Origin of the sequence: Thioalkalivibrio sp. ALJ3 (assembly GCF_000377205.1) — a bacterium.
Taxonomy (GTDB): Bacteria; Pseudomonadota; Gammaproteobacteria; order Ectothiorhodospirales; family Ectothiorhodospiraceae; genus Thioalkalivibrio.
Map to the genome: position 1 here is coordinate 1 of NZ_KB897914.1, position 15,342 is coordinate 15,342.

Below are 15,342 nucleotides of genomic sequence, written 5' to 3' on the forward strand. Positions count from 1 at the left end.
CATCGCCGCCGTCAGCGTGGTCTTGCCATGGTCCACATGACCAATCGTCCCCACATTCACATGCGGCTTCTTACGCTCGAACTTTTCCTTGGACACAGCTCAAACCTCTTTCTACAGTTCTTTCGGATTACGCGATTCGGATCAGGAGGCCTTCGCGGCCACGGCTTCGGCCACCTGGGCTGGCGCCTCGGAGTACTTTTCGAACTCCATCGAATAGGTGGCGCGGCCCTGGCTCATCGAGCGCAGCTGGGTCGAATAACCAAACATCTCGGACAGCGGGACTTCCGCCTTCAACAGCTTCTGGCCCGCGACATCTTCCATGCCCTTGACCAGGCCGCGGCGGCGATTGAGGTCGCCCATCACGTCGCCCATGTACTCTTCCGGCGTCTCGACCTCGACCTTCATCATCGGCTCGAGCAGCACGGCACCGGCTTTCAGTGCGCCTTCCTTGAAGGCCATGGAGCCGGCAACCTTGAACGCCATCTCGTTCGAGTCCACGTCGTGGTAGGAGCCATCGAACAGCGTGACCTTCACGTCCACCACCGGGTAACCGGCGAGCACGCCGTTGGCCATCTGCTCTTCGACACCCTTGTTCACGGCCGGGATGTAGTCCTTCGGCACTACGCCGCCAACAATGGAGTTGACGAACTCGTAGCCATCACCGGGCTCCTGCGGCTCGATGCGAAGCCAGACATGGCCGTACTGACCGCGACCGCCCGACTGACGCACAAACTTGCCTTCGGACTCGACACTCTTCTTGATCGTCTCGCGGTAGGCAACCTGCGGCTGACCGACGTTCGCCTCGACCTTGAATTCGCGCTTCATGCGGTCCACCAGGACCTCCAGGTGAAGCTCACCCATGCCGGAGATGATGGTCTGGCCGGATTCTTCATCGGTACGCACACGGAATGACGGATCTTCCTGCGCCAGCTTGTTCAGCGCGATACCCATCTTTTCCTGGTCCGACTTGGTCTTCGGCTCGACGGCGATCGAGATCACCGGCTCCGGAAATTCCATGCGTTCCAGTTCGACCGGGTCGTTCGGCGCGCACAGCGTGCTCCCGGTATACAGATCCTTGAGCCCAACGACTGCGCCAATGTCGCCCGCTCGCAGCTCCTTGATCTCCTCGCGAGAGTTGGAGTGCATCTGCAGGATGCGGCCGATCCGCTCGCGACGGTTGTTCTGCGTATTGAGCACGGTATCGCCAGCACTCAGCACGCCGGAATACACCCGCACGAACGTCAGCGAACCGACGTAGGGGTCGGTCATGATCTTGAACGCCAGCGCCGCAAAGGGCTCGTCGTCCGAGGCATGCTTTTCCACGGGCTCCTCAGTGCCGGCCTTCACACCCTTGATGGCCTTGACCTCTTCCGGAGACGGCAGGTATTCCACTACGGCGTCCAGCATGGCCTGCACGCCCTTGTTCTTGAACGCGGACCCGCACAGCATCGGCACGATCTCGAGCTCAATGGTGCGGTGGCGGATCGCCTGCTTGACCTCTTCTTCGCTGAGCGTACCTTCGTTGAGGTACTTGTCCATCAGCTCTTCATTGGCCTCGGCGGCGGCCTCGAGCATGTTCTCGCGCCACTTCTCGGCCTCGGCCTTCAGTTCGTCGGGGATGTCCTTGTACTCGAAGGAAATCCCGTAATTTTCATCGTCCCAGAAGATCGCCTGCATCTTGACCAGGTCGATCACGCCGCGGAAGTTGTCCTCGGCACCGATCGGCAGCTGGATCGGGACCGGGTTCGCCTGCAGGCGCTCCTTCATCTGCTCGTAGACACGCAGGAAGTCGGCACCGGCGCGGTCCATCTTGTTGACGAACGCCATACGCGGCACGGAGTATTTCGTGGCCTGCCGCCAGACGGTCTCGGACTGCGGCTGCACGCCACCCACGGCGCAGTAAACCATCACCGCACCGTCCAGGACACGCATGGAACGCTCGACTTCGATGGTGAAGTCCACGTGCCCCGGGGTGTCGATGATGTTGACGCGATGCTCCGGGAACTGCTGGGCCATGCCCTGCCAGAAGCAGGTGGTCGCCGCGGAGGTGATGGTGATCCCGCGCTCCTGCTCCTGCTCCATCCAGTCCATCGTGGCGGCGCCTTCATGCACCTCGCCGATCTTGTGCGACAGACCGGTGTAAAACAGGATGCGCTCGGTCGTCGTCGTCTTGCCGGCGTCGATGTGCGCGCTGATCCCGATGTTCCGGTAGCGCTTCAGTGGGGTCTTGCGTGCCACGTTGAGCCTCTCTAAATCGGTTTTACCAGCGGAAGTGGGCGAACGCCTTGTTCGCTTCCGCCATGCGGTGAGTGTCTTCGCGCTTCTTCACGGCGGAGCCCTTGGCATCGGCGGCGTCCATCAGCTCGCCCGCCAGCTTCAGCGCCATCGTGCGTTCGCCGCGCTTGCGGGCCGCTTCCACCACCCAACGCATCGCCAGGGCATCCTGACGTACGGAGCGAACCTCGACCGGCACCTGGTAGGTGGCGCCACCCACACGACGAGACTTCACCTCGACGCGCGGACGAATGTTGTCCAGCGCGCGTTCCAGCGCACCCATGCCGTCACCCTGCTTGGACTCGATCTGGTCCAGCGCGCCGTACACGACCTGTTCGGCGACGGACTTCTTGCCGTCACGCATCACGGTATTGATGAACTTGGCCAGGCGCTCGCTTCCGAATTTCGGATCAGGAAGGATGTGACGCTTGGGGGCAGCTGCTCTTCTCGACATGTTTCAGTTCCCGCTCTTGTACACGGTTAGGATTTCTTCGGGCGCTTGGTGCCGTACTTGGAACGACCCTGGGTGCGGTTCTGCACACCCTGGGTATCCAGGGAGCCACGCACCGTGTGGTAGCGCACACCGGGAAGATCTTTCACACGACCGCCACGAATCAGGACCACCGAGTGTTCCTGGAGGTTGTGGCCCTCGCCGCCGATATAGCTACTCACTTCGTAGCCATTGGTCAGACGCACGCGCGCAACCTTGCGCAGCGCGGAATTCGGCTTCTTCGGCGTGGTCGTGTAGACACGGGTGCATACCCCGCGCTTCTGCGGCGAACCCTGCAGCGCCGGCACCGCACTCTTCTCGACGGGGCGCTTGCGGGGCTTGCGTACCAACTGATTGATCGTGGCCATGAAACCCTTTCTCCTAGCCTAAAAATAACGACAGGCCGGCGCCGTGACCGGCCTGTCGAGGGAGCGGAATTCTAATCGCCGCCCCCTGAGGTGTCAACAGAAGAGGAGGCTATTCGGAGCCTTCCCCAGTAGCTTCCGGGCCCGACGCATCGGATTCGACGTCGGCGGTCACCGCCGATTCCTCCTCGATGCTTTCGAACTCCGGCATTTCCAGCTCGCGCTTGCGGCGACGTTCCTTGTGATAGGCCAACCCCGTCCCGGCCGGGATCAGGCGACCCACAATCACGTTCTCCTTCAGGCCACGCAAGTCGTCACGGGCGCCACGGGTGGACGCCTCGGTCAGCACACGGGTGGTCTCCTGGAACGAAGCCGCAGAGATGAACGACTCGGTGACCAGCGAGGCCTTGGTGATCCCGAGCAGCACGCGCTCGTAGGTCGCTGGTTGCTGGTCATCACCCAGCTTCTCGTTCTCCTCCAGGACACGGTTGCGATCGACCTGGTCGCCCGCGAGGAACTTGGTGTCACCCGGGTTGACGATGTTCACCTTGCGCATCATCTGGCGAACAATGACTTCGATGTGTTTGTCATTGATCTTCACGCCCTGCAAGCGGTAGACGTCCTGGATCTCCTGGACCTGATACTCGGCCAGGGTCGTTACGCCGCGCAGCCGCAGGATGTCGTGCGGATCCAGCTCGCCATCGACCACGACCTCGCCACGCTCCACGCGCTCGCCCTCGAACACGTTCACGGTGCGCAGTTTCGGGATCAGCATCTCGACCGGATCGCCCTGGTCCGGAGTAATCACCAGGCGCTGCTTGCCCTTGGTCTCCTTGCCGAACGAGACGGTGCCGGAGATCTCGGCCAGCACCGCGGGTTCCTTCGGACGACGAGCCTCGAACAGGTCGGCCACACGCGGCAGGCCGCCCGTGATGTCGCGGGTCTTGGACGACTCCTGTGGCAGCCGCGCGATAACATCGCCGACCTCGACACGGCCGTTGTCCTCGAGATTGAAGATCGCATTGGCCGGCAGCATGTACTGCGCGGGCATGTCAGTGCCCGGGATGTACACCTCGTTGCCGTCGTCGTCGACCAGCTTGACCGTCGGACGCAGGTCCTTGCCAGCGCTGGAGCGGCTCTTCGGATCGAGCACCACGTTCTGCGACAGGCCAGTGAACTCGTCGGTCTCCTTGGTGACCGTGACGTTCTCGACGAAGTCCGCCAGACGGATGTAGCCGCCCACTTCGGTGACGATCGGATGGGTATGCGGATCCCAGGTCGCGACTTCCTGACCGGCCTCGACCGCATCGCCGTCCTTCACGGTAATGGTGGCGCCATACGGGATCTTGTAGCGCTCGCGCTCGCGACCCTGGTCGTCGATCACGCCCAGCTCCCCGGAACGCGACACCGCGACCAGGTTGTCCGCCTTGTTGGTGACGGTCTTCAGGTTGTGCAGACGCACGGCCCCGGCATTCTTCACCTGGATCGCGCTGACCGTTACCGCACGGCTGGCCGCACCACCAATATGGAAGGTACGCATGGTCAGCTGCGTACCCGGCTCACCGATGGACTGCGCGGCGATCACGCCCACCGCTTCGCCCTCGTTAACCTCGTGGCCACGGGCCAGATCGCGACCGTAGCACTTGGCACAGATACCCTGACGGGTCTCGCAGGTAATCGCGGAGCGCACCAGCACCTCGTCCACCGAGGCGGCGTCGAGCTTGTCGACCATCGCCTCATCCAGCAGCGTTCCCGCCGGGATCAGGACCTCGTCGGTACCCGGGCGATGGACATCCACCGCCGTGGTACGGCCCAGTACGCGATCGCGCAGCGGCTCGACCACGTCACCGCCCTCGATGATCGGCTTCATCATCAGGCCCTGCTGGGTTCCGCAGTCGTGCTGCGTGACCACCACGTCCTGCGATACATCCACCAGACGGCGGGTCAGGTAACCGGAGTTCGCGGTCTTCAGCGCGGTATCGGCCAGACCCTTGCGCGCGCCGTGGGTCGAGATGAAGTACTGCAGAACGTTCAGACCCTCGCGGAAGTTCGCGGTGATCGGCGTCTCGATGATGGAGCCGTCCGGCTTGGCCATCAGACCGCGCATCCCCGCCAGCTGACGGATCTGGGCGGCGGAACCACGCGCGCCGGAATCGGCCATCATGAAGATCGAGTTGAACGAGCTCTGCTCGACCGTCTCGCCCTCGGCATTGGTCACCTGTTCCTTGCCGAGCCGCTCCATCATCGCCTTGGCGACCTGGTCATTGCAGTGCGACCAGATGTCCACGACCTTGTTGTAGCGCTCGCCCTTGGTGACCAGACCCGAGGCGTACTGATCCTCGATCTCCTTCACCTGGTCCTCGGCGTGCTGCAGGATCGGGTGCTTCTCGTCCGGGATGACCATGTCATCGGCACAGAACGACACGCCGGCGCGGGTGGAGTAGTAGAAGCCCGCGTACATCAGTTGGTCCGCGAACACCACCGTGTCCTTCAGACCCAGGCGGCGATAGCACGAGTTGATCAGCGCGGAGATGGTCTTCTTGTTCAGCTCGCGGTCGATCAGCTCGAACGGCAGGCCCTTCGGCATAATGCGCGACAGAATCGCGCGACCGACGGTGGTTTCCACACGCATGGACGGCAGCGGTTCACCGTCGGCCACATCGGCCATGGTGTCGGCGATGCGCACGGTGATCCGGGCATGCAGATCGACCTGCTTGTGTTCATAGGCGCGGTGCACCTCGTCCACGTCGGAGAAGGTCATGCCCTCACCCTTCGCGTTCACCTTCTCGCGCGAGAGGTAGTACAAGCCCAGCACGATGTCCTGCGACGGCACGATGATCGGCTCGCCGTTAGCCGGAGAGAGCACGTTGTTGGAAGACAGCATGAGCGTGCGCGCCTCCAACTGGGCCTCCAGCGACAGCGGCACGTGTACGGCCATCTGGTCGCCGTCGAAGTCGGCGTTGAACGCGGCGCAGACCAGCGGGTGCAGCTGGATCGCCTTGCCTTCGATCAGCACCGGCTCGAACGCCTGGATGCCCAGGCGGTGCAGGGTCGGCGCGCGGTTCAGCATCACCGGGTGCTCGCGGATCACCTCTTCGAGGATATCCCAGACCTCGGGGCCTTCCTTCTCCACGGCCTTCTTGGCGGCCTTGATGGTGGTGGCCAGTCCACGGCGCTGCAGCTTGCCGAAGATGAACGGCTTGAACAGTTCCAGCGCCATGCGCTTGGGCAGGCCGCACTGGTGCAGACGCAGGGTCGGGCCAACCACGATCACGGAACGGCCGGAGTAGTCGACACGCTTGCCCAGCAGGTTCTGGCGGAAGCGGCCCTGCTTGCCCTTGATCATGTCGGCCAGGGACTTCAGCGGGCGCTTGTTGGTGCCGGTGATCGCACGGCCGCGACGGCCGTTGTCCAGCAGCGCATCCACGGACTCCTGCAGCATGCGCTTTTCGTTGCGCACGATGATGTCCGGCGCATTCAGCTCCAGCAGGCGGCGCAGCCGGTTGTTGCGGTTGATCACCCGGCGGTACAGGTCGTTGAGGTCAGAGGTCGCGAAGCGGCCACCGTCCAGTGGCACCAGCGGACGCAGGTCCGGCGGCAGCACCGGCAGCACGGACATGATCATCCACTCCGGCTTGTTGCCGGAGTCCAGGAACGATTCGATCAGCTTGAGGCGCTTGCCCAGACGTTTGATCTTGGTCTCGGAGCCGGTCTCGGAGAGGTCCTGGCGCAGCTTCGCGGCCTCGCCCTGCAGGTCCATCTCCTTGAGCAGGGAAAGCACGGCCTCGGCACCCATCATCGCGGTGAAGTCGTCACCGTGCTCCTCCATCGCCTCGAGGTATTCCTCGTCGGTCAGGAGCTGGCGCTTCTCCAGCGTGGTGAAGCCCGGGTCGATCACGATGAAGGACTCGAAGTAGAGCACCTTCTCGATGTCCTTCAGGGTCATGTCGAGCAGCAGCCCGATGCGCGACGGCAGGCTCTTCAGGTACCAGATGTGCGCGACCGGCGAGGCCAGGTCGATGTGCCCCATGCGCTCGCGGCGCACCTTGGTCTGGGTCACCTCGACGCCGCACTTCTCGCAGACCACACCCCGGTGCTTGAGGCGCTTGTACTTGCCGCACAGGCATTCGTAATCCTTCACCGGGCCGAAGATCTTGGCGCAGAACAGGCCATCGCGCTCCGGCTTGAAGGTCCGGTAGTTGATGGTCTCCGGCTTCTTCACCTCGCCGAAGGACCACGAACGGATCTGGTCCGCGGAGGCCAGGCCGATACGGATCGCATCGAACTCTTCCGGCTGGGTCTGCTGCTTGAACAGATTGAGGAGGTCTTTCATTCGCTATGCCTCACAAAGCTTTGGGTCGAGGGGTGCCCTGCACCCCTTCGGATCACATTCGGATCGGAGGAGATCAGTCCTGCTCCAGCTCGATATTGATGCCGAGCGCCTTGATCTCCTTCATGAGCACGTTGAACGACTCGGGGACGTTGGCCTCCATGTGGTGCTCGCCGTCGACGATGTTCTTGTACATCTTGTTGCGGCCCTGCACGTCGTCCGCCTTCACCGTCAGCATTTCCTGCAGGGTGTAGGCGGCGCCGTAGGCCTCCAGCGCCCAGACCTCCATCTCGCCGAAGCGCTGGCCACCGAACTGCGCCTTACCGCCCAGCGGCTGCTGGGTCACCAGCGAGTACGGGCCGGTCGAGCGCGCATGCATCTTGTCGTCGACCAGGTGGTTCAGTTTCAGCATGTGCATGTAGCCGACGGTCACCGGGCGATCGAAGGAGTCGCCGGTGCGGCCGTCGAACAACTCGGCCTGCCCTGTTTCGGGCAGATCGGCCAACCGCAGCATCTCCTTGATCTCGGCCTCCTCGGCACCATCGAACACCGGCGTGGCCATCGGAACGCCACCGCGCAGGTTGCGGCAAAGCGCAATGATCTCCGCATCCGACATGGAATCGAGATCGACCTTCTTGTCACGGTGGTTGTAGATCTGGCCCAGGAGCTCGCGCAGCTTCGCGATTTCGGCCTGCGCCTCCAGCATGCGGTTGATCTTGTCGCCCAGCCCCTTCGCGGCCCAGCCCAGATGCACCTCCAGTACCTGTCCGACGTTCATACGCGAGGGTACGCCCAGCGGGTTCAGGACCACGTCGACCGGGGTACCGTCGTCGAGGAACGGCATATCCTCTTCCGGCACGATCATCGAGATCACGCCCTTGTTCCCGTGACGACCGGCCATCTTGTCGCCCGGCTGCAAACGGCGCTTCACGGCCACGTAGACCTTGACCATCTTCTGCACGCCCGGCGGCAGGTCGTCGCCCGCGGCGACCTTGGCCTTCTGGTGCTCGAACTTCTTGTCGAACAGCTCGTGCTGTTCCTGCAGCTGGCGACCGAGGTCCTCCAGCTGGGAGTTCACGGCGTCGTCCTTCAGGCGCACCTCGAACCACTGGTCGCGGGACAATCCCTGCAGGTACTTCTTGGTGACCTTGGAGCCGTCACCCAGCCCTTCGGGGCCACCGGCGGCGGCCTTGTTGACCAGCAGCTTCTCGACGCGGGCATAGATGTCGTCCTCGTAGATCCGCAGCTGGTCCTTAAGGTCCTTCTTGACCGCGGCGAGGTCGTCTTCCTCGATCGACTTGGCGCGCGCATCCTTCTCCACACCATCGCGGGTGAACACGCGCACGTCGATCACCGTGCCCTCGATGCCGGACGGCACACGCAGGGAGGTATCCTTCACGTCCGAGGCCTTCTCGCCAAAAATGGCCCTCAGGAGCTTCTCTTCCGGGGTCAGCTGGGTCTCGCCCTTGGGCGTGACCTTGCCGACCAGGATGTCGCCCGGGTTCACCTCGGCGCCGACATAGACCACACCGGACTCGTCCAGCTTGGCCAGCAGCGACTCGGAGACGTTCGGGATGTCCGCGGTAATCTCTTCCTGGCCCAGCTTGGTGTCGCGCGCGACACAGTTGAGCTCCTCGATATGGATCGTGGTGTAGCGGTCTTCCTGCACCACGCGCTCGGAGATCAGGATGGAATCCTCGAAGTTGTAGCCGTTCCAGGGCATGAACGCGACCATCATGTTCTGCCCCAGGGCCAGCTCGCCGAGATCGGTCGAGGAACCATCGGCCAGCACGTCGCCACGGGCAATTTCGTCGCCCACCGCGACCAGCGGACGCTGGTTGATGCTGGTGTTCTGGTTGGAACGCGAGTACTTGGTCAGGTTGTAGATATCGACACCCGGCTCGCCGGCGACGGTTTCGTCGTCGTTCACGCGCACCACCACGCGGGCGGCGTCCACGGAATCGACCGTACCGCCGCGCTTGGCGACGATCGCGGAACCGGAGTCGATGGCCACGGTGCGCTCAATACCGGTACCGACCAGCGGCTTGTCCGCGCGCAGGCACGGCACGGCCTGACGCTGCATGTTCGCACCCATCAGGGCGCGGTTCGCATCATCATGCTCGAGGAACGGCAGCAGCGCGGCCGCCACGGACACGATCTGTTTCGGCGAGATATCCATGTACTGGATCTTGTCCGTCGTCGAGATCGTGAATTCCTCCTGGAAGCGGCAGGAGACCAGGTCGTCGGTCAGACGCCCTTGCTCGTCCATCGCCGCGTTCGCCTGGGCGATCACGTACTGGCTCTCCTCGATCGCGGAGAGATACACGATCTCGTCGGTGACCTTGCCCTCCTCGACCTTGCGGTACGGGGTCTCGAGGAAGCCGTAACGGTTGGTACGGGCGTACACGGCCAGCGAGTTGATCAGGCCGATGTTCGGGCCCTCCGGCGTCTCGATCGGGCAGACACGGCCATAGTGGGTCGGGTGCACATCGCGCACCTCGAAGCCCGCGCGTTCGCGCGTCAGGCCGCCCGGGCCCAGCGCGGAGATGCGACGCTTGTGCGTCACCTCGGACAGCGGGTTGTTCTGGTCCATGAACTGCGACAGCTGGCTGGACCCGAAGAACTCCTTGACCGCGGCCGCCACCGGCTTGGCGTTGATCAGCTCCTGCGGCATCAGGCCCTCGCTCTCGGCGACGGTCAGACGCTCCTTGACCGCACGCTCGACGCGCACCAGGCCCAGGCGGAACTGGTTCTCGGCCATCTCGCCCACGCTGCGGATGCGGCGGTTGCCGAGGTGGTCGATGTCGTCGGTGCGGCCGTTGCCGTTGCGCAGGTCGATCAGGACCTTGAGCACATCGAGGATGTCCTCGGGCGACAGCACGCCCGGACCCTCGTCGGTATCGCGGCCGACACGGCGGTTGAACTTCATCCGGCCAACCGCCGACAGGTCGTAGCGGTCCTCGGAGAAGAACAGGTTGGAGAACAGGTTCTCGGCGGCGTCCTTGGTCGGCGGCTCGCCGGGGCGCATCACGCGATAGATTTCGACCTGGGCCTCCAACTGCGTCTTGGTCGGATCCAGACGGAGGGTGTCCGACATGAACGGGCCATGGTCGTAGTCGTTGGTGTAGATGGTCTCCACCGACTTCACGCCCTCGGCGCGCAGCTTGTCCAGCAACTCCTGGGTCAGCGGGTCGTTGGCGGCCGCCATCAACTCGCCGGTCGACTCGTCGACCACGCCCTTGGCCAGCACGCGGCCGAGCAGGTACTCGTCCGGCACGCGCAGGCGGTTGATGCCGGCCTTTTCGATCTCGCGGATATGCCGCGGGGTAATCCGGCGCCCGGCCTCGACGATCACGTTCTTGCCGTCGGTGATGTCGACCACGGCGGTCTCGCCGCGCAAACGCTCGGGGATCAGGTCCAGTTCACCGCCGTCGTCGTCGAGGGTGATCTGGTTGAATTCAAAGAAGGTGGACAGGATCTCTTCGGTATCCATGCCCAGCGCGCGCAGCAGGATCGACGCCGGCAGTTTGCGGCGACGGTCGATACGCACGTAAACCCCGTCCTTGGCGTCGAACTCGAAGTCCAGCCAGGAACCGCGGTACGGAATAATGCGCGCGTTGTAGAGCAGCTTCTGGGCACTGCCCTGAGTCTTGCCACGGTCGCTGTCGAAGAACACGCCGGGCGAACGGTGGAGCTGGGAGACGATCACGCGCTCGGTGCCGTTGATCACGAAGGTCCCGTTCTCGGTCATGAGCGGCATCTCGCCCATGTAGACCTCCTGCTCCTTGACCTCCTTCACCACGGTGGAGCCGGCCGGGGCCTCCTTGTCGTGGATCACCAGGCGCAGCAGCACACGCAGCGGGGCCGCGTAGGTCACGCCGCGGATCTGGCATTCCTTCACATCGAACAGCGGCTCGCCCAGGCGGTAGCTGACGTACTCGAGCTGGACATGACCGGAATAGCTAACAATCGGGAACACCGACTGAAACGCCGCGTGCAGGCCCAGCACCTGGCGCGCGTCCGGACCCTTTTCGGCCTGCAGGAAATCCCGATAGGAGGTCAACTGGGTTTCCAGCAGATACGGGACGTCCAGGATCTGGGGACGCTTCCCGAAGTCCTTGCGGATACGTTTCTTTTCGGTATAACTGAGGGCCATGGCTTACCTCGGCGGCTAGCTGAACAACGCGCGAAAAAACCCGCGCCACCACGGGCTGAGGCTGACGACCGGAAGGCCGCCAGCCTCAGGGCTTCGTGATGTACACGAAAACAACAGGCGCAAGCGCCTTTTACTTCAGTTCGACAGTGGCGCCAGCCTCTTCCAGCTCCGCCTTCATCTTCTCGGCTTCTTCCTTCGCCGCGCCTTCCTTCACGGTGGCCGGCACGCCTTCGACCATTTCCTTGGCCTCCTTCAGGCCCAGACCGGTCAGGCCACGGACGACCTTGATCACGCCAACCTTGTTCTCGCCAAAGCTGGACATGACAACGTCGAACTCGTCCTTGGCTTCGGCAGCTGCGGCTTCACCACCACCAGCGGCAGCCGGGGCGGCCGCGACGGCGGCAGCGGCGGAAACGCCGAACTTCTCTTCCATCTCGCTGATCAGGTCCACGATTTCCAGGACCGTCATGTTGCCGATGGCTTCCAGGATGTCTTCTTTCGAAACGGCCATTTTTTACTCTCCTAACGGGGAACACCCGTATTCATTCAGTACTTGCTCAGAAACGGCTTGATGAGATTCAGGCTGCCTGTTTCTGGTCACGAATTGCTGCAACGGTACGCACGAGCTTGCCCGGGACTTCGTTCACCGTACGGGCGAACTTGTCGAGCGGCGCCTTCATGGTGGCGAGAAGCTGCGCAAGCGCTTCATCACGCGTCGGCAGGCTGGCGAGGCGATCGAGATCATTCGCCCCCATCAGCTGCCCACCAAAGGACACCATCCGGACCTTCAGCTGTTCGTTTTCCTTGGCGAAGGACTTCACCAGGCGCGCAGCGGAGCCAGGCTCCTCCTCGCTGAAGGCCAGGATCAGCGGGCCATGCAGCTCGGGCTGCATGCACGCGAAATCCGTACCCTCAATGGCACGCTTGGCTAGGTTGTTCTTCACCACCCGCAGATAGACCCCGGAATTGCGGGCCTGCCGACGAAGGTCGGTCATCTGCGCGACCGAGAGACCCCGGTATTCCGCGGCGACCGCGGAATGCGCCGAGGCAGCAACCGTAGCCAGCTCCGAGACAATCGCCTTCTTGTCGTCGAGATTCAAAGCCACGTTGACTCTCCTCTAGTGAGACCACCCGGAGGCGGTCGTGAAACCGGGCGAACCCGGCACTTCGGTGCTCCCGTCGCAGGTACTTCCTGAATCGGGTGACACCATCTGCGCAGGCTGGTGGATTAAGCCACCCCGAGAACGGGGTGGCGCCTGCGGTCTTGGATGGCGTGCCGCTTGCGCGACAGCCGACCAAAAACCAAAAAACTTCTTACAGTGACAGCGATGCCTGATCGACCTTCACGCCCGGGCCCATCGTCGTGGAGACCGTGACCCCCTTGACGTACTGGCCCTTCGAGGTCGCTGGCTTCATCTTGACCAGATCCGCCAGCAAAGCGTTCAGGTTGTCCGCCAGCGAGTTCGAATCGAAGTCGGCCGCACCGATGGTGCAGTGCACGATCCCGCCCTTGTCGGTGCGGTAGCGCACCTGGCCACTCTTGGCGTTGGTCACCGCAGTGGCCACATCCGGCGTCACGGTGCCGACCTTCGGGTTCGGCATCAGGCCGCGCGGGCCCAGGATCTGGCCGAGCTGACCGACGACCCGCATCGCGTCCGGGGAGGCGATCACCACGTCGAAGTCCATCTGGCCGGCCTTCACCTGTTCGGCGAGATCGTCCATGCCCACCACATCGGCACCGGCTTCCTTCGCGGCGTCGGCATTGGCGCCCTGGGTGAACACGGCCACGCGCACGCTCTTGCCATTGCCGTGCGGCAGCACGGTGGAGCCACGCACGACCTGATCGGATTTGCGCGGGTCCACGCCGAGGTTCACCGCCACGTCAACCGACTCGCGGAACTTCGCCTTCGGCAGCTCACGCAGCAGATCAAAGGCCTCGGTCGCCGGATACAGGCGGCCCGGCTCGACCTTTTCGCGGATGGCCTTCATTCGCTTGGTCATTTTCGCCATGTCAGAGGCCCTCCACTTCGAGACCCATGCTACGGGCACTGCCAGCAATGGTGCGCACCGCGGCGTCCAGATCGGCGGCGGTCAGATCCGGCTCCTTGGTCTTCGCGATTTCCTCGAGCTGCGCCCGAGTCACGGTGCCAACCTTGCTGGTATTCGGCTCGCCGGACCCCTTCTGCACGCCCGCAGCCTTCTTCAGCAGGATCGCCGCTGGCGGCGTCTTGGTGATGAAGGTAAAGCTGCGATCCGAATAGACGGTAATCACCACCGGAATCGGCAGACCGGGCTCCGTTTCCTGGGTCTGGGCGTTAAACGCCTTGCAGAACTCCATGATGTTCACGCCGCGCTGACCCAGCGCCGGCCCGACGGGCGGACTCGGATTGGCCTTGCCGGCGGGCACCTGAAGCTTGATATACGCTTCGATTTTCTTCGCCATGATGACTCCCTCGGGTGCAAGCGCCTCGCGGCTCCCCGACTAGCAGTGGTGACGTCAGTACGTCAGGTTTTCTCGACTTGGTGGAACTCGAGTTCCACGGGTGTCGAGCGACCAAAAATCTGTACGGCGACGAGGAGGCGGCTCTTCTCGTAGTTCACTTCCTCGACCACGCCGTTGAAATCGTTGAACGGGCCGTCGATGACGCGCACCATCTCGCCCACTTCGAACAGGACCTTCGGGCGCGGCTTCTCGGCACCTTCCTGCATACGCTGCAGGATGGCATCGGCTTCCTTGTCACTGATCGGAGCCGGACGATCGGCAGTACCGCCGATAAAACCGAGCACACGCGGCACGGCCTTGACCAGGTGCCAGGCCTCGTCGTTCAGGTCCATCTGCACCAGCACATAGCCCGGGAAGAACTTGCGCTCGCTCTTGCGCTTCTGGCCGTCTTTCATCTCGACGACCTCTTCGGTGGGCACCAGGATCTGGCCGAAGTGGTCCTGCATGCCGAAACGCTCGACGCGCTCCTCCAGGGACCGCTTCACCTGGGCCTCGAAGCCCGAGAATGCCTGTACGACGTACCAGCGTAATGCCATGGAGAGAATCCTGTGACTAACCGATGAAACGACTGATACCCCAGCCCAGGAACATGTCCAGGAGCCAGAGGAAGATCCCCACCATGATCACGACGGCGATGACGATCAGCGTGGTCTGCGTGGTCTCGACCCGGGTCGGCCAGACCATCTTGCGCACCTCGGTACGGGCATTGCCCATGAAGGCCGCCAGCTGATGCCCCTTCGCCGTGGTCATGCCAATCGCCACGGCCACGCCGACCACGGCCAGCAGCCCGAGCACACGGATCAGAGTGGACTCGTCCGAGAACCAATAGAAGCCCATGACGCCGGCAATCAGCAGCGCCACGGCTACCGCGAGCTTGAAGGTATCCAGCCCGCCGGTCTGTTCCGATTGTTCACTCATGAATACGTATCACCCGGTACTCGCCGCCATCGGTGAAGATGGCAGGCCAGGAGGGACTCGAACCCCCAACCTGCGGTTTTGGAGACCGCTGCTCTGCCAATTGAGCTACTGGCCTAAAAATCGAATCGACAAGAAACAAACGCGAGAGACGACGCACCGGGCGCCGCCTCTCGCGGTCGATCGTTCAACTTATCTACTGTATCACTCGATGATCTTGGATACGACGCCGGCGCCGACGGTGCGGCCGCCTTCACGGATCGCAAAGCGCAGACCATCTTCCATCGCGATCGGGCTGATCAGCGACAC

General features: G+C 63.1%; 12 protein-coding genes, 1 tRNA gene and 1 pseudogene. All 14 read right to left on the reverse strand.

What is annotated here, in order from left to right:
• On the reverse strand, window positions 1–96 hold a 96-nt coding region (locus C935_RS12835), incomplete at its 3' end, for a GTP-binding protein (protein WP_018137563.1).
• A 45-nt stretch (window positions 97–141) separates the two neighbouring features.
• Window positions 142–2,238 (reverse strand): elongation factor G, encoded by a 2,097-nt coding sequence (gene fusA / locus C935_RS0112535; RefSeq protein WP_018862838.1) that lies wholly within the window; start codon window positions 2,236–2,238, stop codon window positions 142–144.
• Window positions 2,239–2,260: 22 nt separating this feature from the next.
• Complete coding sequence (gene rpsG, locus C935_RS0112540; RefSeq protein WP_012983536.1) at window positions 2,261–2,728, reverse strand: 30S ribosomal protein S7; 468 nt, start codon at window positions 2,726–2,728, stop codon at window positions 2,261–2,263.
• 26 nt (window positions 2,729–2,754) lie between these two features.
• Window positions 2,755–3,132, reverse strand: coding sequence for a 30S ribosomal protein S12 (gene rpsL, locus C935_RS0112545; RefSeq protein ID WP_018862839.1), 378 nt, complete (start codon window positions 3,130–3,132; stop codon window positions 2,755–2,757).
• A 109-nt stretch (window positions 3,133–3,241) separates the two neighbouring features.
• On the reverse strand, window positions 3,242–7,462 hold the full coding sequence (gene rpoC, locus C935_RS0112550) for a DNA-directed RNA polymerase subunit beta' (protein WP_018862840.1): 4,221 nt from the start codon (window positions 7,460–7,462) through the stop codon (window positions 3,242–3,244).
• 73 nt (window positions 7,463–7,535) lie between these two features.
• Window positions 7,536–11,615, reverse strand: a complete 4,080-nt coding sequence (gene rpoB, locus C935_RS0112555) for a DNA-directed RNA polymerase subunit beta (protein ID WP_018862841.1) — start codon at window positions 11,613–11,615, stop codon at window positions 7,536–7,538.
• A gap of 130 nt (window positions 11,616–11,745) precedes the next feature.
• Window positions 11,746–12,126: a 50S ribosomal protein L7/L12 gene (rplL, locus tag C935_RS0112560; RefSeq protein WP_018137615.1), complete on the reverse strand. Its 381-nt coding sequence runs from the start codon at window positions 12,124–12,126 to the stop codon at window positions 11,746–11,748.
• 67 nt (window positions 12,127–12,193) lie between these two features.
• Window positions 12,194–12,715, reverse strand: a complete 522-nt coding sequence (gene rplJ, locus C935_RS0112565) for a 50S ribosomal protein L10 (RefSeq protein ID WP_026278794.1) — start codon at window positions 12,713–12,715, stop codon at window positions 12,194–12,196.
• A 214-nt stretch (window positions 12,716–12,929) separates the two neighbouring features.
• Window positions 12,930–13,625 (reverse strand): 50S ribosomal protein L1, encoded by a 696-nt coding sequence (rplA, locus tag C935_RS0112570; protein ID WP_018862843.1) that lies wholly within the window; start codon window positions 13,623–13,625, stop codon window positions 12,930–12,932.
• Window position 13,626: 1 nt separating this feature from the next.
• Window positions 13,627–14,058 carry a 50S ribosomal protein L11 gene (gene rplK / locus C935_RS0112575; protein ID WP_018862844.1) on the reverse strand — a complete coding sequence of 144 codons (432 nt, stop codon included), beginning with the start codon at window positions 14,056–14,058 and terminating at the stop codon, window positions 13,627–13,629.
• A gap of 62 nt (window positions 14,059–14,120) precedes the next feature.
• Window positions 14,121–14,654, reverse strand: a complete 534-nt coding sequence (nusG, locus tag C935_RS0112580; RefSeq protein WP_018862845.1) for a transcription termination/antitermination protein NusG — start codon at window positions 14,652–14,654, stop codon at window positions 14,121–14,123.
• Window positions 14,655–14,670: 16 nt separating this feature from the next.
• The gene (gene secE / locus C935_RS0112585) at window positions 14,671–15,036 is read right to left on the reverse strand and encodes a preprotein translocase subunit SecE (protein ID WP_018862846.1); all 366 of its coding nucleotides are present in this window, start codon (window positions 15,034–15,036) and stop codon (window positions 14,671–14,673) included.
• Between the two features lie 39 nt (window positions 15,037–15,075).
• Window positions 15,076–15,151, reverse strand: a tRNA-Trp gene (locus C935_RS0112590).
• A gap of 86 nt (window positions 15,152–15,237) precedes the next feature.
• Window positions 15,238–15,342, reverse strand: a pseudogene (locus tag C935_RS13230) (elongation factor Tu); the annotation flags it as partial.

Excerpts from the sequence above, each read along its gene's own strand:
- rpsG (WP_012983536.1), bottom strand. The coding sequence starts at position 2,728 with ATGTCGAGAAGAGCAGCTGCCCCCAAGCGTCACATCCTTCCTGATCCG.
- rpsL (WP_018862839.1), bottom strand. The coding sequence starts at position 3,132 with ATGGCCACGATCAATCAGTTGGTACGCAAGCCCCGCAAGCGCCCCGTC.
- rpoC (WP_018862840.1), bottom strand. The coding sequence starts at position 7,462 with ATGAAAGACCTCCTCAATCTGTTCAAGCAGCAGACCCAGCCGGAAGAG.
- rpoB (WP_018862841.1), bottom strand. The coding sequence starts at position 11,615 with ATGGCCCTCAGTTATACCGAAAAGAAACGTATCCGCAAGGACTTCGGG.
- rplL (WP_018137615.1), bottom strand. The coding sequence starts at position 12,126 with ATGGCCGTTTCGAAAGAAGACATCCTGGAAGCCATCGGCAACATGACG.
- rplA (WP_018862843.1), bottom strand. The coding sequence starts at position 13,625 with ATGGCGAAAATGACCAAGCGAATGAAGGCCATCCGCGAAAAGGTCGAG.
- rplK (WP_018862844.1), bottom strand. The coding sequence starts at position 14,058 with ATGGCGAAGAAAATCGAAGCGTATATCAAGCTTCAGGTGCCCGCCGGC.
- nusG (WP_018862845.1), bottom strand. The coding sequence starts at position 14,654 with ATGGCATTACGCTGGTACGTCGTACAGGCATTCTCGGGCTTCGAGGCC.
- secE (WP_018862846.1), bottom strand. The coding sequence starts at position 15,036 with ATGAGTGAACAATCGGAACAGACCGGCGGGCTGGATACCTTCAAGCTC.